Consider the following 19310-nt stretch of genomic DNA (forward strand, 5'->3'; position numbering starts at 1 on the left):
GTATGAAGATCCTGACCGGGCGCGTGCTGCAAAACGGCTTGATGGCGGTGTTTTTACTGACGCTGCTGTTGGGCGCGATTCGGCTGTGGCCGCATCCGCCTTTGTGGCAGGGGCTGCCGCAGTCTTCCGTCTATTACGACAGGCACGGCGCGCTGCTGCGCATTACGCTGGCCAACGACGATCGCTACCGGCTGTGGACCCCGCTGGAGCAGGTGTCGCCGTTGGCGGTGCGCGGGCTGCTGTTGCACGAAGATCGCTGGTTCTACTACAACCCCGGTTTTAACCCCGTCAGCCTGATGCGCGGCTTCTGGCGCAGCTATGTCGCCGGCGGCAAGATGCAGGGCGGTTCGACCATCAGCATGCAGCTGGCGCGTATGCGCTGGCATCTCAATACCCGCACGCCGGGTGGCAAGCTGCTGCAGGTGCTGCGTGCGGTGCAGCTGGAGCTCAGCTATTCCAAGCGCGATATCCTGGAAGCCTATCTGAATTACGCTCCCTACGGCCGCAACATCGAAAGCATCGGCGCCGCCAGCCTGATCTATTTCGCCAAGTCGCCGAAGGATTTGACCCTGCCGGAGGCGCTGACGCTGGCGGTGTTGCCGCAGTCGCCCAGCTACCGTCTGGAGCCGAAAACCGGCGTGCTCGGCGCCGCATTGACTCAGGCGCGCAATCGTCTGTTCCAGCGCTGGCAGCAGGTTTACCCGACCGACGCCAGCCAGCAAACGCTGTTCCGTCTGCCATTGGCGCTGCGCCAGCCTGAGCAAGTACCCTATATCGCGCCGCACTTTATCGAACAGCTGCGCCTGCAGACGCAGCAACTGGTGCAGCGCGATACCCGCGTCGATACCACGTTGGACGCCGGGTTGCAGCGGCTGGTCGAGCGGCAGGTCAATGCCTTTATCGCCCGCAACCGCAGCCGCGGCATTCAGAACGCCGCAGTGCTGCTGGTGGACAGCCGCGATATGGGGGTGCGTGCGTTGGTGGGATCGGCGGACTACTACAATCGCCCTATTCAGGGGCAGGTGAACGGCACCAACGCCAAACGCTCGCCGGGATCGACGCTGAAGCCGTTCATCTATGCGCTGGGCATGGAGCAGGGCGTGCTGCATCCGATGACTATTCTGAAAGACGTGCCTTCGTCGTTCGGGGCCTATGCGCCGGAGAATTTCGACCGGCGCTTTCTCGGCCCGGTGACCGCCACCGACGCGCTGAATTTCAGCCGCAATATTCCGGCGGTGTATGTCGCTTCACAGCTGCGTCAGCCGACCTTTTATCAGTTTTTGCGCCTGACCGGCGTCGCCAATATGGCCAACGAAAGCCACTACGGGCTGTCGTTGGTGCTGGGCGGCGGCGAGGTGACGGCGCAGGAATTGGCGAAGCTGTATGCATTGCTGGCGAACCGCGGTGAGCTGCGGCCGCTGCGTATGCAGGTTAACGCGGCTGAATCGGCGCCGGTGCGGCTGTTGAGCGAGGAGGCCAGTTTCATCACGCTGGATATGCTGCGCCAGCACCGGCGGCCGGGCGACACGCTGGCGCAGCGCTCTTCGGCGTTGCCGGTGTATTGGAAGACCGGCACCTCCTGGGGGTTCCGCGACGCCTGGAGCGTCGGGATTTTCGGCCCTTACGTGTTGGTGGTGTGGGAGGGCAACTTCGACGGGCGTGGCAACAATGCGTTGGTCGGCGCCGAAGCGGCCGCGCCGCTGTTTTTCAACATCATCGACAGCGTTAATGCCAGCTACCCCGGCCTGCGAGAACCGAAACATCCGTTCCCTAAACGGCTGCGGCGGGTGGAGATCTGCCTCGCCAGCGGCGATCTGCCGACGCCGTGGTGCCAGCAAAAAGGCAAGACCTGGTTCATTCCCGGCAAGTCGCCGATCAAAGTCGACAGCGTTTACCGGCCGGTGGTGCTGGATATTCACAGCGGCGAGGTCGTTTGCCCGCCGTATGATGCGGCGCAGACCCGCACCGAAGTCTTTGAGTTCTGGCCATCCGATCTGGCCAACGTGTTCGCCCAGGCCGGTCTACCGAAACGCACGCCGCCGGTTAATCGCTGCAAGGATAACGGCATCGCCGTCGGCGGCAACGCGCCGCGCATCACCTCACCGCTGAAAAACACCACCTATACCCTGCGTCAGTCGCAGCAGGGTCGGGATAAAATCGCCTTCAGCGCGGTGACGGACGCCGACAGCAAAACGGTGTACTGGTTCGTCGACGATATCTATCTCGGCAGCAGCGCCAGCAAAAAGCCGATCGACTGGCGGCCGATCAACAACGGGCGCTACCGCATCCGGGCGGTGGACGATCGCGGCCGCGCCGATACGCGGCTGGTGACCATCGAGTGGGTTAACTGAGGTTGGGGCGCCTCGGTTATGCCTGTATAACCGGGGAGAACGGCAGCGGGGATCATGGATAAGAATAAGCACGCCGTGGGTATTTTTACCTTTTTGATGCCGGGATTCGAGAAAGAATATTTCCCGCCCTTTCACTGGAAATAAAAACAACCCAGCGTGCTGCGACCTAATCCGGTAATGTTTAACAGGGAACGCTTAGGCATTATTCACTGATTATTTTCCCTAACCAGCGGCGAATGACTTTTATCTCGTCTGCAGAAAATTCATCTTCCAGCGTTGACTCTAACTTGTTGATTACCTTGTCACAGGATGCAAAAAGCGTTTCGCCATGCGTGGAAAGCTTAATGATTTGAACGCGTTTATAACGAGGGTGCGGCAGACGCTCGATGAGCTCGAGTTTTTCCAATCTGACGAGTATTAAGCTGACGGTCTGAGGGGTCAGTAGTGCCAATCGGGCTAAATCGGCATTAGAGCACCCTTCAAAATTAGAAATAATGCTCATGATAACGAATTGAGGTGCGGTTATTTGATATTGGCTTAATTCCTTTTCCATTTTTTGTTTATAAGCGCCGGATGCTTTACGCAGCAGGTAGCCGAGAATTCCCGCTTCGCAATCAAACATATCATTACTGTTTTTTACGTTCTTTTTCATTTTCAATCCTTGTGAGTTATCAGTGTGCTGATAACATGGCAAGTGAGCTATCTCGTATGATTATGTGAATCGCTCTGCTTTTCAATACTGGATAGGCCCTGTTCTGCAACATTCGCAGTTTCTCAATAATGCATAGGTGGTTGATTATGATAGAACCTTATGGCGTCATTGGACTAAGCCCTACCGCATGGGGCATTCAGAAAAGAGCGGATATTTCGAAGAATCTGGACCATATCGAAGAATTGACCAACGGCGCCTTGTCACTTTGCGCATTGGATATCCCGGTTCGCCTGCTGGTTTTACCTGAGGGCGCACTTCAGGGATTCACCGATGAAGTATTGGATATGCCGATGGTTGAGTTTTTAAAAGATGGGGCTATTGATATTCCAGGGCCTGAGACCGAAAGACTCGGCCAATTGGCGCAACGTCATAATCTCTTCATTATGGCGCAGGCCAAAGTCAGGGAGCCTGATTGGCCGGACATCATGTTCAACGTCGGCTTTGTTATCAATCCTCAGGGCGACATTATACTCAGACACCATAAAATGTCAGCGTTGCTGCCGAGCGAGCGTTCCGCATCACCGCATGACTTATTTGACAAATGGGTCGAGAAATATGGCCGCACGCTGCAATCTTTCTGGCCTGTTGTCGATACCGAAATTGGCCGTCTGGGCGTGATGATGGCGATGGAGGGGAACTTCCCGGAAAATGGGCGCGGTTTGGCGATGAATGGGGCAGAGGTCGTGTATCGCGCTTCACTGCCCACGCCATTTACCGAAAATGATATGTTCGAAATCTCCAACAGGGCTCGCGCACTGGAAAACAACCTGTATATCGTCGCGCCGAACATCGCCCCTGTGTACACCTTTCCCCACTCTTTGGCCCCAATAGATTGCGGTGGTGGGAGTTCATTGATCGTTGATTACAAAGGCAAGATTATTGGTAAACAAAAAGATAGCAACGGTTCAAGCTACGTGCATGCCGTCATTGATATCGAGGCGCAGCGTTATCATCGAACGCATTCATCAGTGACCAATTGGTTAAAAGATATCAGAACCGAATGCGCGCAATTGATTTATGAAAAGCCAGTGTATCCCAAAAATATTTACCTTAACCATGCGCAAGGAAATCATAAGGAATACAAGGAAAACGTTCTGAGCAAACAAATAGAGATGATGATTGAGCGCGGTATCTATCGTCTTAGTGTCTATGATAAATAGTTTTATATACAGCGACATTTATCTCTCGGGTAGATGACGCGTAATAGCAAAATTTTCAATTGAATTTTAAAAATCGTAGCGCGAGGGGTGAATGCTCCGCGTTGAACATGCTGCGCCATAATTCCTCTGGGAATAACCCAATGTCTATGTGTCAAGGTTATTATATGAAACTCATTCCTTTGTCATTGTTGTTTTTATCCGTATCCTCCTATGCCGGTATAGAGTATAAGCTTACCGAAATAGTCAATAGCCCGAGCGGGAAGTACCAAGGCCTGGAGCAAGAGGGTTATTTACAATTCAAAGGCATTCCCTATGCGGAGCCGCCGGTGGGTGAAAAACGCTGGCAAGCGCCGGAAAATAAAAGCGTCATGGAGGGCGTGTATTTTGCCGGTAAGTTTGGCAACAGCTGTGCGACGACGGTTAGCCTGGCCGGATTCAGTAAAATAAGCCAGTCGGAAGATTGCCTCTACCTGAATGTTTACGCGCCAAAAGACAATGAGGGTAAAAAGCGGCCGGTTTTGGTTTGGATACCCGGCGGTGGCTTAAGAACCGGGTCGGGTGATGAGTACGACGTGTCTAATTTTATCAAGAAAGATATCGTAGTCGTAACAATAAACTATAGATTGGGCGTTTTTGGTTTTTTCTCGCATCCAGCGCTTAACCATGAGAGTAAGAAAATCAACTATGGCCTTTTGGATCAACAAAAAGCCTTGTCATGGGTTCAACGCAACATAGCCAGCTTTGGTGGGGATCCAGACAATGTCACGTTGTTCGGTGAATCAGCGGGAGGGCATAGCGTGCTTGCAAACATCGTTTCCCCTCTGTCCTCAGGGTTATTTAAGAAAGCGATAATCTCAAGCGGTTCTTATAACCTGGACCAAAAAAATATCGCGCAGGCCAACGCGGTCGGTCTGGAGGTGGCAAAAGCGGTGGGCTGCGATGATGGCACGCCGGACGGGCAGCTGGCTTGCTTAAAGAAAACGCCCGTCGCCAAACTAGCGACAACGGCAATATCCAATTTGTATAACGATCAATTTACTATTGATGGCGATATCATTCCGTATACGTTTAATGAGGCGATCGCGAAAGGAAAAGTCAATAAGGTTGATATTATCAATGGTTTTCAGAATAATGAAGGGACTTTCTTTGCTGGCGTGATAGAAAACGATGCCGGCAAGAAAATCGACAAGCAAATCTATACAGCGTCGATGATGACCTTATACGGAAAATCATTCTCCTCCGTAGAGGAAACGGATGATAACACCGATTTTACGGCAAAACTGAGCGACGATCTGACAAAGTATAAATTTATTTGTCCATCCCTTCAGTTCAACACCGAGATGGCCAAGAAAAACAGGCTATATGCCTACGTGTTTAACGATAAGACCGCGCCTCAATACATACCAAAGATGTCGAGGCCTTATCTGGCGGCGCACACCAGTGAGCTAATCTATTTCTTTGACGGATTTCATGGCGCCACCGGCGTGAAGCAGGCCTTAACCAAAGAACAGCAACGCCTATCAGATAATATTGTTTCTTATTTAAGTAACTTTATTAAGAACGGCGATCCTAATCAGGGAGCACCGGTGAGAGAAAAATGGACCGAGTTTAATACCGAACATATGATGGCCATTGAGTTTTCCGATAAAGGGATTTTTGATATAAACAATTTATCGAAAAAATACGTCTGCCCTCAGTAATTTCATGCGGCATTAGATGCAGCGCCTCGCCGAGCGTTGGCGTTATAACGGGAGGTTCCCACTGTCGGGAACTTCCCTTTTCGACATTGTTTTATTCATGCCTCCGGCACCGATGTTCAATGCGCAAACCCGCCAAATGGCTGGGTGGAATAGAGTGGTTATCCGGCATGAGGTCAATTATGATACCTCGGTAGTAAATGCATGGCACCACTATCAGGTTGATTTCACTGCGGTTTCACTAGCTTCAGGCCACATTGACTTTACTGCAGCCATTAATTTTAACGCGAGGAAAGCGATGTGATTGAGGTTTTATATCAGGATGAGCATCTGGTGGCGGTGAACAAGCCGTCGGGTTGGTTGGTGCACCGCAGTTGGCTGGATCGTCATGAAACCCGCTTTATGATGCAGACGGTGCGCGATCAGCTCGGGCAGCACGTTTTTACCGTGCACCGTCTCGATCGCCCGACCTCCGGCGTGCTGCTGATGGCGCTGTCCAGCGAGGTGGCACGCCTGCTGTCGCAACAGTTCGAGCAACATCAGGTGCAGAAAACCTACCATGCGGTGGTGCGGGGTTACGTGCAGGAGGGGGCGACCCTCGATTATCCACTGACGGCGGAACTGGACAAAATCGCCGATAAACATGCCGATGCCGATAAGGGGCCGCAGCCGGCGGTGACGCACTACCGGCCGTTGGCGCAGGTGGAGATGCCGGTGGCCGTCGGCCGCTACGACAGCGCGCGTTACAGCCTGGTGGAGCTGCAGCCGGAAACCGGCCGCAAGCACCAACTGCGGCGCCATATGGCGCACCTGCGCCATCCGATCATCGGCGACAGCAAGCATGGCGATCTGCGGCAGAACCGCGGTATGGCGCAACATTTCGGCTGCCCGCGCCTGATGCTGCACGCCAGCCACCTGCAGTTGACGCACCCGGTGACCGGCGAACCGCTGCAGGTGACGGCGCGCTGGGACGAAGACTGGCAGGGGGTGATGACGCAGTTCGGCTGGGCGGGGCTATTCCCTGAACTCGGCGGGGTTGAGTTTAGCGCGGCTAACGGTCAGGATAGCTGACAATTTTTAAAGGTAATGAAGGGAGTAGGAGCCATGGCTCAGGTTGGTATCTTCGTGGGAACGGTCTACGGCAATTCGCTGCTGGTGGCGGAAGAAGCGCAAAACATCCTCAGCGAGCAGGGCCATGAGGTCAAACTGTTCGAAGAGGGCACGCTGGAGGCCTGGCAGTTTTACCGTCAGCACTACGCGCTGGTGATCACCTCCACCACCGGGCAGGGCGATCTGCCGGACAGCATCGCACCGCTGTTCCACGCCATTCGCGACCAGGTTGGCTACCAGCCTGAGCTGCGCTATGGGCTGATTGCCCTGGGCGACAGCAGCTATGACAACTTCTGCGGTGCCGGGCGCGCGTTCGATGCGCTGCTGCAGGAGCAGGGCGCCACCCGCGTTGGCGAAGTGCTGGAGATCGATGCGATGGAACAGCCGGAGCCGGAAGTGGCCGCCTGCCCGTGGGTCGAGCAGTGGGGCACGCTGCTGCAATCGTAAAGTAAAAAGGCGCCGCGAAAGGGCGCCTTGGCGATGATGCGGGTCAACCGATCCGCATTATTTGCCGCGGGTGAGTTTTTCCAGATCGGCTTCGATCTCGGCAATCTTGTGCGACACCACGCCTTCGAGATGGCGCAGGTCGTCGAGGATTTTACGCTTCAGATCCACTTCCACCTGATCGCGTTGGCACAGCTGATCCAGCTCGTCGATCACATAACGCAGGTTCGGGTTGATCTCGTGAATTTCCTTGTAGCCCTGACCGGCGTTGTCCGCCACCACGGTTTTACGCTGGCGCGGGTACTTGAATTTCACGCTCTTGGCGAAGAACTCGCCCTTATCCTTGCGGAAATAGATCTTGAGGATGTCGTTGTTGGCCTCTTGACGCAGGCTATAGCGATCGACGTCTTCCGGTTGATTGATGCCCAAACTCTTCAAGTTATCGTACATACTGCGCCCTCTTTAGATGTGATCGTTATATTCCACGACTGCGATTATGGCGGAAAGCGAGATCTGCGACTGTGACTGCCAGCGAAACGCAGACAAAAAAATAGCGGGTGAATCACCCGCTATTTCAATTTAGTCGATAGTGCGCAATAACTCATTAATGCCGACTTTACCGCGCGTTTTGGCGTCGACTTTCTTGACGATCACCGCGCAGTACAGGCTGTAAGAACCGTCTTTCGACGGCAGGTTGCCGGAAACCACCACCGAACCCGCCGGCACGCGGCCGTAATGGATTTCGCCGGTCTCGCGGTCATAGATGCGGGTGCTCTGGCCGAGGTACACGCCCATCGAGATCACCGAGCCTTCTTCCACGATCACGCCTTCCACCACTTCGGAGCGCGCGCCGATGAAGCAGTTGTCTTCGATGATGGTCGGGTTGGCCTGCAGCGGCTCCAGCACGCCACCGATGCCGACGCCGCCGGACAGGTGAACGTTTTTGCCGATCTGCGCGCAAGAGCCGACGGTCGCCCAGGTGTCGACCATGGTGCCTTCGTCGACGTAGGCACCGATGTTAACGTAAGACGGCATCAGCACGGTGTTGCGTGCGATGAACGCGCCCTGGCGCACGGTGGCCGGCGGCACGACGCGGAAACCTTCCTTCTGGAAGCGCGCTTCGTCGTAGTCGGCGAACTTCATCGGCACCTTGTCGTAGTAACGGGTTTCCGCGCCGTCCATCACCTTGTTGTCGTTGATGCGGAAAGAGAGCAGCACGGCTTTCTTCAGCCACTGATGGGTGACCCATTGACCGTCAATCTTCTCGGCGACGCGCAGGGCGCCGCTGTCCAGCAGGCCGATCACCTGGTTTACCGCTTCGCGCGTTACGGTGTCTACGTTCGCCGGGGTGATGTCTGCACGGCGTTCGAAGGCGCTTTCAATAACGTTCTGTAATTGCTGCATGCTGTTCTCTTTCCTGATGTTGTCGGTAAAAAGTTACTTGTATCACATTTTATCGTTTGGGGTGAGGGCCTCTGTCAACCGTTGCTCCAACTTTCTGCGCGTTTCTTGGTCGAGTGCGCGCCGCTCGCCGTCGGCCAGGATAAACAAATCCTCGACCCGCTCGCCGATGGTTGAAATGCGCGCGCCGTGCAGCGACAGCCCCAGATCGGCGAACACTTCGCCCACCCGCGCCAACAGGCCGGGTTGGTCGAGCGCGGTCAGCTCCAGGTAGCTGCGGCGATCGGTGTGGGTCGGCAGGAAGGTGACTTCGGTCGGCACGCTGAAGTGGCGCAGCTTGGAAGATGGCCGGCGCACGCGCGGCGGCTGGTACTCCCGCTGGGTGATGGCCTGCAGCAGCGCCTGGCGGATCGCCGCGTGGCGATCTTGCGCCAGCGGGCTGCCGTCCGGCTCCAGCACGATAAAGGTGTCCATCGCCATGCCGTCGCGGTTGGTGAAGATCTGCGCGTCGTGCACGCTCAGGTTACGGCGATCCATCTCTCCGGCGACGGCGGCGAACAGGTAAGGGCGATCCGGGCTCCAGATGAAGATCTCGGTGCCGCCGCGCGTCGCCTGGCGGCTGACTAGCACCAGCGGCTGGGTGGAGTCGTGGGCCAGAAGATGGCGGGCGTGCCAGGCCAGCTGATTCGGCGAGTGACGCAGGAAATAGTCGGCGCGGCAGCGGCTCCAGATACGGTGCAGCGCCTCTTCGTCGATGTTGTCCATGCGCAGCAGCGCCAGCGCCTGCAGGCGGTGGTGGCGCACGCGTTCGCGCAGATCCGGGCTGTTTTGCATGCCGCGGCGCAGCTGTTTCTCGGTGGCGAAATACAGCTCGCGCAACAGGCTCTGTTTCCAGCTGTTCCACAGGGTTTCGTTGGTGGCGCAGATATCCGCCACCGTCAGACACACCAGATAGCGCAGGCGGGTCTCGCTCTGCACTTCGCTGCTGAACTGCTGGATCACCGTCGGATCCTGAATATCGCGGCGCTGCGCGGTGACCGACATCAGCAGGTGGCAGCGCACCAGCCAGGCCACCAGCTGAGTTTCTCGCGAGTTGAGGCCGTGCAGTTCGGCGAACTCCACCACGTCTTCCGCGCCGAGGATCGAGTGATCGCCGCCGCGCCCTTTGGCGATATCGTGGAACAAGGCCGCCAGCAGCAGCAGTTCCGGGTGCGGCAGGCGCGGGTACAGCTCCACGCACAGCGGATGGCGCGGCCGGGTTTCAGGCTCGGCGAAGCTCTCCAGCTTCTGCAGCACGCGGATGGTGTGTTCGTCGACGGTATAGGCATGAAACAGGTCGAACTGCATCTGCCCGACGATCTTGCCCCATTGCGGCATGTAGGCCCACAGCACGCTGTGACGGTGCATCGGCACCAGCGCGCGCGACACCGCGCCGGGATGGCGCAGGATGGCCATAAACAGATCGCGCGCTTCCGGGATGGTGCACAGCGGCTGTTTCAGGTGGCGGCGCGCGTGGCGCAGCTGGCGCACGGTGGTGGAATAAATGCCCTTGATCTCGCGGTTGCGTACCATCAGGTAGAACATGCGCATGATGGCTTGCGGCTCACGGATAAACAGCGTTTCGTCGCGCAGGTCGATCAGATCGCCGCGCAGCTGGAAATCGTCGTTCAGCGGGCGCGGCTTTTCGGTGGCGTCCAGCGCCAGGATGGCTTCGTCGAACAGCTGCAGCAGCATGTGGTTCAACTCGCTGACGCGGCGCGTCATGCGGTAGAAGTCTTTCATCATGCGCTCGACCGGCTCGTTGCCTTCACCTTCGTAGCGCAGCAGCTGCGCTACGCTGAGCTGACGATCGAACAGCAGACGGTTGTCGTAACGCGGCAGCACCAGGTGCAGCGCGAAACGGATGCGCCACAGGAAGCTTTGGCACTCGTTCAGCTCGTTGCGCTCGGCCTGGGTGAGGAAACCGAAGCCGACCATTTCGTCCAGCGAGGTGGCGCCGAAGTGACGACGCGCCACCCACAGCAGCGTGTGGATATCGCGCAGGCCGCCGGGGCTGCTTTTGATATCCGGCTCCAGGTTATAGCTGGTGCCGTGGTAGCGCTGGTGGCGCTCTTGCTGTTCGTTGATCTTGGCGTGGAAAAACTGCGGCGAAGGCCAGAAGCCGTCGCTGAAGATATGCTTTTGCATCTGCAGGAACAGCGCGACGTCGCCGCAGATCATGCGCGATTCGATCAGGTTGGTGGCCACGGTCAGATCCGCCAGCCCCTCCAACAGGCACTCTTCCAGGGTACGCACGCTGTGGCCCACTTCCAGCTTGAGATCCCACAGCAGGGTGATGAACTCGCCGACCCGTTGCGACTGTTGCTCCGTCAGTCGGCGCTGGCTGAGCACCAGCACGTCGATATCCGACAGCGGATGCAGCTCGCCGCGGCCATAGCCGCCGACCGCCACCAGCGCGGTTTCCGGGATATCTTCGAAGCCGTAAAACGTCCACAGCCGGCGCAGCAGGCGATCGATGAAGTCGCTGCGCGCCGCCACCAGGCTTTCGGCGCTGGAGCCGGCGTCGAACGCCGCCGCCAGCCACAGCTGGAACTGCTCCAGCCGCTGTTTCAGCACCAGGCAGGTGAGATCGTCGTCGCCGTAGACGCTGGGAGAGGCGGGCGGCATCGGCGCGGCCGTTTGAAGGAGATTGTCAGACATAGTGCGCAGCCCATAAAAAAGGCCGGCATAAGCCGGCCTGGTGACATTCTGCACGCGGCGTGCGCCGCGGTGCTTACATCTCGTGCGTAATGATGTTGGGGATGGTGTCATCCTTGCGCAACGTCATTATCTCGCAGCCGTTATCAGTGACCACAATAGTATGCTCATACTGCGCCGACAAGCTGCGATCTTTGGTTTTTACCGTCCAACCGTCTTTCATGGTGCGGATGCGGTAATCGCCGGCGTTGACCATCGGTTCGATGGTGAAGGCCATGCCCGCCTGCAGCACCACGCCGCCGTCGTCGGCGTCATAGTGCAGCACCTGCGGCTCTTCGTGGAACACTTCACCGATGCCGTGGCCGCAGTACTCGCGCACCACCGAGAATTTCTCGGCTTCGACGAATTGCTGGATAGCCTTGCCCAGGGTGCGCAGACGGATGCCCGGCTTGACCATCTTCAGCGCCAGGTACAGGCTCTCTTGCGTGACGCGGCACAGACGCTCGCCCAGAATGGTCGGTTTGCCGACGATGAACATCTTCGAGGTGTCGCCGTGGAAACCGTCTTTAATTACGGTCACGTCGATGTTGACGATGTCGCCGTCTTTCAGCGTTTTGTCGTCGCTCGGGATGCCGTGGCACACCACTTCGTTCACCGAGATGCACACGGATTTCGGGAAGCCGTGGTAGCCGAGACAGGCGGAGATGGCCTGCTGTTCGTTGGTGATGTACTCGTGACAGATACGGTCCAGTTCGCCGGTGGTCACGCCAGGTTTGACGTGCGGCTCGATGATCTCCAGCACTTCGGCGGCCAGGCGGCCGGCCACGCGCATTTTTTGGATGTCATCAGGTGTTTTAATTGAGATTGCCATGAAATTCGTCCGCAGGTGTCGTTATCGTCGACAATAAGAAGCAGTGACTTATGGTATCAGCCCGGCCGGGGGCTGCCAAATTTCATTTCCCGGCGCGCGGCGTAAAGCAACAAAAGTTGGTGTCGGCAGCGGGTTTATGGTATAAAGCGCGCCGGCGATCCGCGACTTGGTTCTTGTGACCAGGCAGGAATTGGCCGAAAATACTTTAACTGCACTCATTTTGTGTAAATAACACACACGTATCGGCACATCCGCCGGGGTGCCCTGAGGTGACTTGTCGCCGCCAGGGTCGGCGTTATGGGATACGTGGAGGCATAACCCCAATTAATCTATAGAGGTTTAATCATGGCAACTGTTTCCATGCGCGACATGCTCAAGGCTGGTGTTCACTTCGGTCACCAGACCCGTTACTGGAACCCGAAAATGAAGCCTTTCATCTTCGGCGCTCGTAACAAGGTTCACATCATCAACCTGGAGCAGACCGTACCAATGTTCAACGCCGCTCTGGCTGAACTGACCAAGATCTCTTCCCGTAAAGGCAAGATCCTGTTCGTTGGTACCAAGCGCGCAGCAAGCGAAGCGGTAAAAGACGCTGCTAACAGCTGTGACCAGTTCTTCGTGAACCACCGCTGGTTGGGCGGCATGCTGACTAACTGGAAAACCGTTCGTCAGTCCATCAAACGTTTGAAAGATCTGGAAATCCAGTCTCAAGACGGCACCCTGGACAAGCTGACCAAGAAAGAAGCGCTGATGCGCACTCGTGAACTGGCCAAGCTGGAAAACTCCCTGGGCGGTATCAAAGACATGGGCGGCCTGCCAGACGCACTGTTCGTTATCGATGCCGATCACGAACACATCGCGATCAAAGAAGCCAACAACCTGGGTATCCCGGTATTCTCTATCGTTGATACCAACTCTAACCCAGACGGCGTTGACTTCATCATCCCTGGTAACGACGATGCAATCCGTGCAGTAAACCTGTACCTGACTGCCGTTGCTGCCGCTGTGCGTGAAGGTCGTTCTCAAGATCTGGCCGTTCAGGCGGAAGAAGGCTTCGTAGAAGCTGAATAATAAGGCAAGCTCGTCACTGAGCCCTTATTAACCAGGTATTGACATATGTTGGTTAGGGGGGCCTGTAAAGGCCCCCTTTGCTTATCTGAATGAGAACTGTCTCCACGCGAGATAACCGAGGAAAAATAAATGGCTGATATTACCGCTGCCCTGGTAAAAGAACTGCGCGAGCGTACCGGCGCTGGCATGATGGATTGCAAGAAGGCGCTGGTTGAATCCAACGGCGACATCGAGCTGGCAATCGAAAACATGCGTAAGTCCGGTGCGATCAAAGCCGCTAAAAAAGCAGGCAACGTGGCTGCTGACGGCGTGATCAAAACCAAGATCGAAGGCAACTACGGCATCATTCTGGAAGTTAACTGCCAGACTGACTTCGTAGCAAAAGACGCCGGTTTCCAGGCGTTCGCCGACAAAGTGCTGGATGCCGCTATGGCTGGCAAAATCACTGACGTTGACGTGCTGAAAGCACAGTTCGAAGAAGAGCGCGTAGCGCTGGTGGCAAAAATCGGCGAAAACATCAACATTCGTCGCGTTGCTTCCCTGGAAGGCGAAGTGCTGGGCAGCTACCTGCACGGCGCGCGTATCGGCGTTCTGGTTGCGGCTAAAGGCGCTGACGAAGAGCTGGTTAAGCAAATCGCAATGCACGTTGCGGCGAGCAAGCCAGAGTTCGTGAAGCCAGAAGACGTGTCTGCTGAAGTGGTAGAAAAAGAGTACCAGGTTCAGCTGGACATCGCCATGCAGTCCGGCAAGCCGAAAGAAATCGCAGAGAAAATGGTTGAAGGCCGCATGAAGAAATTCACCGGCGAAGTTTCTCTGACCGGTCAGCCTTTCGTTATGGATCCGAGCAAGTCTGTTGCTCAGGTGCTGAAAGAGCACAACGCTGACGTGACCAACTTCATTCGCTTCGAAGTGGGCGAAGGCATCGAGAAAGTCGAAACCGACTTCGCTGCTGAAGTTGCCGCGATGAGCAAACAGTCTTAATGACTGTCGATGGAACCGCCGTCTGGCGGTTCCATACTATCCAGCCAGAATTACACCGGTGGCAGGCCCTGCGGCGTGATATTCACCCCAGGCGCGTTTCATCGGCTGAAATCCCCAATACTAATACTGCTTCTTAGGACAGAACACCATGGCAACCAATGCAAAACCCGTATATCAGCGTATTCTGCTTAAACTGAGTGGCGAAGCCCTGCAAGGTGCAGAAGGTTTTGGTATCGACGCCAGCGTTTTGGATCGCATGGCTCAGGAAGTGAAAGAGCTGGTCGAACTGGGAATTCAGGTCGGTGTAGTTATTGGCGGCGGGAACTTGTTCCGCGGCGCGGGCCTGGCGCAGGCCGGCATGAACCGCGTAGTGGGCGACCACATGGGAATGCTGGCTACCGTGATGAACGGCCTGGCTATGCGTGATGCACTGCACCGTGCCTATGTGAACGCCCGCCTGATGTCAGCGATCCCGCTGAACGGCGTATGTGATAATTACAGCTGGGCAGAGGCTATCAGCCTGCTGCGCAACAACCGCGTGGTGATCTTCTCCGCCGGTACCGGCAACCCGTTCTTCACCACCGACTCCGCCGCTTGCCTGCGCGGCATCGAGATCGAAGCGGACGTGGTGCTGAAAGCCACCAAAGTGGATGGCGTATATTCCGCCGATCCGGTGAAGAACCCGGATGCGACGCTGTATGAACAATTAACCTATCAGGACGTGCTGGAGCGCGAGCTGAAAGTGATGGATCTGGCGGCGTTTACGCTGGCCCGCGATCACGGTCTGCCGATCCGCGTGTTTAACATGAACAAGCCTGGCGCGCTGCGCCGCGTGGTGATGGGTGAGAACGAAGGTACGCTGATCAGCAAATAAGGCTGTTCACACCCCTTTTTCGGAGCGCGTGACGCCAGGCGCCGCGCGCTCTCCGAGTACGATTACGGGCTATACTTGAGTATCGCCTGCCAAGTAACCAGCTTCCAAGGGTTTGCAACGTGACTAATGAAATCAGAAAAGATGCTGATTCACGCATGGAAAAAAGCGTAGAAGCATTCAAAAACCAAATCAGCAAGATCCGCACCGGCCGCGCTTCTCCAAGCATTCTGGACGGCATCATGGTGGAATACTACGGCGCCGCTACCCCGCTGCGTCAGCTGGCCAACGTGACCGTGGAAGACTCCCGCACGCTGAAAATCAACGTGTTCGATCGCAGCCTGAGCCAGGCGGTTGAAAAAGCGATCATGAGCTCCGATCTGGGCCTCAACCCGTCTTCCGCCGGTTCCGACATTCGCGTTCCGCTGCCTCCGCTGACCGAAGAGCGTCGTAAGGATCTGATCAAGATCGTGCGCGGCGAAGCCGAGCAGGGCCGTGTGGCGGTGCGCAACGTGCGCCGCGACGCCAACGACAAGGTCAAGGCGCTGCTGAAAGACAAAGAGATCAGCGAAGACGAAGAGCGTCGTTCGCAAGACGAAATTCAGAAAATGACCGACGCTTACATCAAGCTGGTCGACGCCGCGCTGGCGGAGAAAGAAAAAGAGCTGATGGAATTCTAATCAGCATCGCGCAGAAAAAAAGCGTCGCCTGGGCGGCGCTTTGTTTTTTGTGGCGCAGATCCCGTTTCATCGTACTGAAAGATCATGGACAAGCGCTGTCCAAGGTTCCACACTGGAGCACCTCCGATCTCATCAGACAGTTATTCAGAGTGAACTCATGAAGCAACTGACCATTCTTGGCTCGACCGGCTCGGTAGGGATCAGCACCCTGGCCGTGGTCAGGGCGAATCCCGACCGTTTTGCGATCAAAGCGCTGGTGGCCGGCCGCAACGTTGCGGTCATGGCGCAGCAATGCATGGAATTCCGGCCCGCCTTTGCCGCGATGGCGGATGAAAGCGCCGCGCGTGAGCTGCGCGCCATCCTGGCGGAAAACGGCGTCGCTACCGAAGTCTTGGCCGGAGAACAAGCGGCCTGCGAGCTGGCCGCGTTGGATGACGTCGATCAAGTGACGGCGGCGATCGTTGGCGCCGCCGGGCTGCTGCCGACGCTGGCGGCGATCCGCGCGGGCAAGCAGGTACTGCTGGCCAACAAGGAGTCGCTGGTCACCTGCGGCCGTCTGTTTATGGATGCGGTGCGGCAAAGCCAGGCGCAACTGCTGCCGCTCGACAGCGAGCACAACGCGATTTTTCAGAGTTTGCCTGAGAGCATTCAGCGTCAGTTGGGATACTCTTCACTGGACAGTCATGGTGTGTCGCGCATCGTGCTTACCGGCTCCGGCGGCCCGTTCCGCACCACGCCGCTGGAGCAGTTCGCCGCGATGACCCCGGATCAAGCCTGCGCCCACCCGAACTGGTCGATGGGCCGCAAGATCTCGGTGGATTCCGCCACCATGATGAACAAAGGTCTGGAATACATTGAGGCCCGCTGGCTGTTTAACGCCTCGGCCGAGCAAATGGAAGTGATCCTGCACCCGCAGTCGGTGATTCACTCGATGGTGCGTTATGCCGACGGCAGCGTGCTGGCGCAGTTGGGTACGCCGGATATGCGCACGCCGATCGCCCATGCGATGGCGTATCCGCAGCGCGTGAACTCCGGCGTGGAAGCGCTGGACTTCTGCCGTATCGGTTCGCTGACCTTCTCCGAACCGGAGCGTGAACGTTATCCTTGTTTGTACCTGGCTGTCGAAGCGTTCGACGCCGGCCAGGCGGCGACCACCGCGCTGAACGCGGCCAACGAAATCGCCGTGGCGGCATTTTTGCAGCAGCAGATTCGCTTTACCGACATCGCGGCGGTCAACCGCCAGGTGGTCGAGCGTCTGGCGTTGCAGGAACCGACGTGCATCGAAGCGGTCTTAGACATTGACCGTCAGGCGCGCGCCGCCGCCGAGGAACGTGTTCGCGCGTTGTGCAACTGAGCACGGCGATTATCCGATTTTGCTCGTAATTCACGTGTGCCGCAGCGGGGCCGTTTGTTCATGCCCCGCTGAGGTGGTATAGTCTGCGCCACCTGTCAGCGGTTATACCGTTGAATTATGGCCCGATTGGCGCCCTGTGCGTCAAGAGCGGCCCGGCCGCGCCGGGCATCGCGAGGGCAGGCTGAAAGCCGTGTCGGGCACACGGCTTTTTTTGCGCGCAAGGGCCTGATGTTCCGGAAAGGCAGTTATATTTCTATTGAGGAAATAAGTACGAGTTATGTCGTCCGCAAACCAACAAGAGGCTACTCCATCTTCCCCGGGGCCGCGCCATGTCGCCATTATCATGGACGGTAACGGACGCTGGGCCAAACGTCAGGGCAAGTTACGTGTCTTCGGTCATAAAGCAGGGGTGAAATCGGTTCGCCGCGCGGTCAGCTTTGCCGCCAGCAACCATTTAGATGCACTCACGCTTTATGCCTTCAGCAGCGAAAACTGGAACCGTCCGGTGCAGGAAGTCTCCGCACTGATGGAGCTTTTTGTCCGCGCCTTGGATAGTGAAGTAAAAAGCCTGCATAAACATAACGTCAGGCTGCGGGTGATCGGCGATATCAGCCGGTTCAGCGCGCGTTTGCAAGAGCGGATTCGCCGCTCTGAAGCACTGACGGAAAATAACGATGGCCTGACGCTCAATATCGCTGCCAACTACGGTGGCCGTTGGGATATCATTCAGGGAGTAAGAGAGCTGGCCGAACAGGTGCGGGTAGGGGAGTTGCGCCCGGATCAGATCAGCGAGGAATTATTGAGCGATCGGGTTTGCATGAGCGACCTGGCGCCGGTGGATCTGGTTATCCGCACCGGCGGTGAACATCGCATCAGTAACTTCCTGCTGTGGCAAATCGCCTATGCTGAACTTTACTTTACTGATGTACTCTGGCCTGATTTCGATGAACTTGTCTTTGAAGGTGCGCTGAATGCATTTGCACAACGTGAGCGCCGCTTCGGGGGAACCACACCTATCGGCGCCGATGCGTCCTAGGGAGAACTTTTGCTGAAGTATCGCCTCATAACTGCTCTGATTTTAATCCCGATCGTTATCGCGGCGCTGTTCCTGCTGCCGCCGCTGGCCTTTGCGCTGGTAACGCTCGTCGTGTGCATGTTAGCAGCCTGGGAGTGGGGCCAACTGGCCGGTTTTACCTCCCGTTCGCAGCGTATCTGGTTGGCGATGCTGTGCGGTTTTCTGCTGGCGCTGATGATGATCAGCGTCCCCGCTTACCACCAATCCGTGCCGCAGATAAGCGGCTCGCTGTGGTTGTCGCTGGCCTGGTGGCTGGCGGCGCTGCTGCTGGTGCTGTTCTATCCCGGCTCGGCCGCTATCTGGCGCAATTCGCGCCCGCTGCGCCTGTTGTTTGGCCTGCTGACCATCGTGCCTTTCTTCTGGGGCATGCTGGCGCTGCGCCAGTTCGGCTACGAGCAAAACCCGTTTACCGGCGCCTGGTGGCTGCTGTACGTGATGCTGCTGGTGTGGGGCGCGGATTCCGGTGCCTACATGTTCGGCAAACTGTTCGGCAAGCACAAGCTGGCGCCTAAGGTCTCGCCGGGCAAAACCTGGGAGGGGCTGATCGGCGGGCTGTTGACGTCGGCGGTCATTTCCTGGCTGTTCGGCCGCTATGCGCCGCTGAACGTGGTGCCGACCACCTTGCTTGCCTGCTCGGTGCTCGCCGCGTTGGCTTCGGTGCTGGGCGATTTGACCGAAAGCATGTTCAAACGCGAAGCGGGCATCAAGGACAGCGGTCATTTGATCCCCGGTCATGGCGGCATACTGGATCGTATCGATAGCCTGACTGCGGCGGTGCCGGTGTTTGCCTGCCTGATGCTGTTGGTGTTTTAATCCGTCGATGACGGAAAGTGAG

At 56.9% G+C, this 19310-nt stretch carries 17 protein-coding genes; 12 read left to right on the plus strand and 5 right to left on the minus strand.

What is annotated here, in order from left to right; genetic code table 11:
- The first annotated feature begins 2 nt into the window (after nucleotides 1-2).
- Entirely contained in the window at nucleotides 3-2351 is a 2349-nt protein-coding gene (pbpC, locus tag AC6BYQ_RS23925; RefSeq protein WP_063917936.1) for a penicillin-binding protein 1C, read from the plus strand.
- A 202-nt stretch (nucleotides 2352-2553) separates the two neighbouring features.
- On the opposite strand, the gene AC6BYQ_RS23930 is transcribed toward pbpC, so the two are convergent.
- Nucleotides 2554-3003, minus strand: coding sequence for a MarR family winged helix-turn-helix transcriptional regulator (locus AC6BYQ_RS23930; protein WP_019455746.1), 450 nt, complete (start codon nucleotides 3001-3003; stop codon nucleotides 2554-2556).
- Between the two features lie 146 nt (nucleotides 3004-3149).
- Here AC6BYQ_RS23930 and AC6BYQ_RS23935 point away from each other — a divergent pair, with 146 nt between their 5' ends.
- From AC6BYQ_RS23935 to AC6BYQ_RS23950, 4 genes are all read left to right on the plus strand, one after another.
- Nucleotides 3150-4223, plus strand: coding sequence for a nitrilase-related carbon-nitrogen hydrolase (locus AC6BYQ_RS23935; protein ID WP_498057646.1), 1074 nt, complete (start codon nucleotides 3150-3152; stop codon nucleotides 4221-4223).
- Nucleotides 4224-4387: 164 nt separating this feature from the next.
- The gene (locus tag AC6BYQ_RS23940) at nucleotides 4388-5923 is read left to right on the plus strand and encodes a carboxylesterase/lipase family protein (RefSeq protein WP_498057647.1); all 1536 of its coding nucleotides are present in this window, start codon (nucleotides 4388-4390) and stop codon (nucleotides 5921-5923) included.
- Between the two features lie 297 nt (nucleotides 5924-6220).
- Nucleotides 6221-6991 carry a tRNA pseudouridine(65) synthase TruC gene (truC, locus tag AC6BYQ_RS23945; protein ID WP_019455750.1) on the plus strand — a complete coding sequence of 257 codons (771 nt, stop codon included), beginning with the start codon at nucleotides 6221-6223 and terminating at the stop codon, nucleotides 6989-6991.
- 33 nt (nucleotides 6992-7024) lie between these two features.
- The gene (locus tag AC6BYQ_RS23950) at nucleotides 7025-7477 is read left to right on the plus strand and encodes a flavodoxin (protein ID WP_004931927.1); all 453 of its coding nucleotides are present in this window, start codon (nucleotides 7025-7027) and stop codon (nucleotides 7475-7477) included.
- Nucleotides 7478-7534: 57 nt separating this feature from the next.
- On the opposite strand, the gene AC6BYQ_RS23955 is transcribed toward AC6BYQ_RS23950, so the two are convergent.
- From AC6BYQ_RS23955 to map, 4 genes are all read right to left on the minus strand, one after another.
- Nucleotides 7535-7924, minus strand: coding sequence for a DUF3461 family protein (locus AC6BYQ_RS23955; RefSeq protein ID WP_004931929.1), 390 nt, complete (start codon nucleotides 7922-7924; stop codon nucleotides 7535-7537).
- 129 nt (nucleotides 7925-8053) lie between these two features.
- Nucleotides 8054-8878 carry a 2,3,4,5-tetrahydropyridine-2,6-dicarboxylate N-succinyltransferase gene (gene dapD / locus AC6BYQ_RS23960; RefSeq protein WP_004931932.1) on the minus strand — a complete coding sequence of 275 codons (825 nt, stop codon included), beginning with the start codon at nucleotides 8876-8878 and terminating at the stop codon, nucleotides 8054-8056.
- 42 nt (nucleotides 8879-8920) lie between these two features.
- Nucleotides 8921-11575, minus strand: a complete 2655-nt coding sequence (gene glnD / locus AC6BYQ_RS23965; protein ID WP_063917933.1) for a bifunctional uridylyltransferase/uridylyl-removing protein GlnD — start codon at nucleotides 11573-11575, stop codon at nucleotides 8921-8923.
- Between the two features lie 73 nt (nucleotides 11576-11648).
- Complete coding sequence (gene map, locus AC6BYQ_RS23970; protein WP_004931936.1) at nucleotides 11649-12443, minus strand: type I methionyl aminopeptidase; 795 nt, start codon at nucleotides 12441-12443, stop codon at nucleotides 11649-11651.
- 345 nt (nucleotides 12444-12788) lie between these two features.
- Between map and rpsB the strand changes: the two genes are divergently transcribed.
- The 7 genes from rpsB to cdsA all read left to right on the plus strand — a co-directional run bounded on the left by rpsB (nucleotide 12789) and on the right by cdsA (nucleotide 19288).
- Nucleotides 12789-13514, plus strand: a complete 726-nt coding sequence (rpsB, locus tag AC6BYQ_RS23975; RefSeq protein WP_004931937.1) for a 30S ribosomal protein S2 — start codon at nucleotides 12789-12791, stop codon at nucleotides 13512-13514.
- A 129-nt stretch (nucleotides 13515-13643) separates the two neighbouring features.
- Nucleotides 13644-14495, plus strand: a complete 852-nt coding sequence (gene tsf, locus AC6BYQ_RS23980; RefSeq protein ID WP_004931939.1) for a translation elongation factor Ts — start codon at nucleotides 13644-13646, stop codon at nucleotides 14493-14495.
- A 148-nt stretch (nucleotides 14496-14643) separates the two neighbouring features.
- A complete protein-coding gene (pyrH, locus tag AC6BYQ_RS23985; protein ID WP_004931940.1) occupies nucleotides 14644-15369 on the plus strand; it encodes a UMP kinase in 726 nt (241 codons plus the stop codon).
- A 119-nt stretch (nucleotides 15370-15488) separates the two neighbouring features.
- Nucleotides 15489-16046: a ribosome recycling factor gene (gene frr / locus AC6BYQ_RS23990; protein WP_025160240.1), complete on the plus strand. Its 558-nt coding sequence runs from the start codon at nucleotides 15489-15491 to the stop codon at nucleotides 16044-16046.
- A 157-nt stretch (nucleotides 16047-16203) separates the two neighbouring features.
- Entirely contained in the window at nucleotides 16204-17400 is a 1197-nt protein-coding gene (gene ispC, locus AC6BYQ_RS23995) for a 1-deoxy-D-xylulose-5-phosphate reductoisomerase (RefSeq protein ID WP_498057648.1), read from the plus strand.
- Between the two features lie 277 nt (nucleotides 17401-17677).
- A complete protein-coding gene (ispU, locus tag AC6BYQ_RS24000) occupies nucleotides 17678-18436 on the plus strand; it encodes a (2E,6E)-farnesyl-diphosphate-specific ditrans,polycis-undecaprenyl-diphosphate synthase (protein ID WP_025160241.1) in 759 nt (252 codons plus the stop codon).
- Between the two features lie 9 nt (nucleotides 18437-18445).
- Entirely contained in the window at nucleotides 18446-19288 is an 843-nt protein-coding gene (cdsA, locus tag AC6BYQ_RS24005) for a phosphatidate cytidylyltransferase (RefSeq protein ID WP_019455757.1), read from the plus strand.
- The last annotated feature ends 22 nt before the right edge of the window (nucleotides 19289-19310 follow it).

The sequence above is a fragment of the Serratia sp. LTN-2 genome, assembly GCF_059740205.1.

Bases quoted from the DNA above. Each gene is read 5' to 3' on its own strand.
- pbpC (WP_063917936.1), top strand. From the start codon at position 3: ATGAAGATCCTGACCGGGCGCGTGCTGCAAAACGGCTTGATGGCGGTG.
- AC6BYQ_RS23930 (WP_019455746.1), bottom strand. From the start codon at position 3,003: ATGAAAAAGAACGTAAAAAACAGTAATGATATGTTTGATTGCGAAGCG.
- AC6BYQ_RS23935 (WP_498057646.1), top strand. From the start codon at position 3,150: ATGATAGAACCTTATGGCGTCATTGGACTAAGCCCTACCGCATGGGGC.
- AC6BYQ_RS23940 (WP_498057647.1), top strand. From the start codon at position 4,388: ATGAAACTCATTCCTTTGTCATTGTTGTTTTTATCCGTATCCTCCTAT.
- AC6BYQ_RS23950 (WP_004931927.1), top strand. From the start codon at position 7,025: ATGGCTCAGGTTGGTATCTTCGTGGGAACGGTCTACGGCAATTCGCTG.
- AC6BYQ_RS23955 (WP_004931929.1), bottom strand. From the start codon at position 7,924: ATGTACGATAACTTGAAGAGTTTGGGCATCAATCAACCGGAAGACGTC.
- dapD (WP_004931932.1), bottom strand. From the start codon at position 8,878: ATGCAGCAATTACAGAACGTTATTGAAAGCGCCTTCGAACGCCGTGCA.
- glnD (WP_063917933.1), bottom strand. From the start codon at position 11,575: ATGTCTGACAATCTCCTTCAAACGGCCGCGCCGATGCCGCCCGCCTCT.
- map (WP_004931936.1), bottom strand. From the start codon at position 12,443: ATGGCAATCTCAATTAAAACACCTGATGACATCCAAAAAATGCGCGTG.
- rpsB (WP_004931937.1), top strand. From the start codon at position 12,789: ATGGCAACTGTTTCCATGCGCGACATGCTCAAGGCTGGTGTTCACTTC.
- tsf (WP_004931939.1), top strand. From the start codon at position 13,644: ATGGCTGATATTACCGCTGCCCTGGTAAAAGAACTGCGCGAGCGTACC.
- pyrH (WP_004931940.1), top strand. From the start codon at position 14,644: ATGGCAACCAATGCAAAACCCGTATATCAGCGTATTCTGCTTAAACTG.
- ispC (WP_498057648.1), top strand. From the start codon at position 16,204: ATGAAGCAACTGACCATTCTTGGCTCGACCGGCTCGGTAGGGATCAGC.
- ispU (WP_025160241.1), top strand. From the start codon at position 17,678: ATGTCGTCCGCAAACCAACAAGAGGCTACTCCATCTTCCCCGGGGCCG.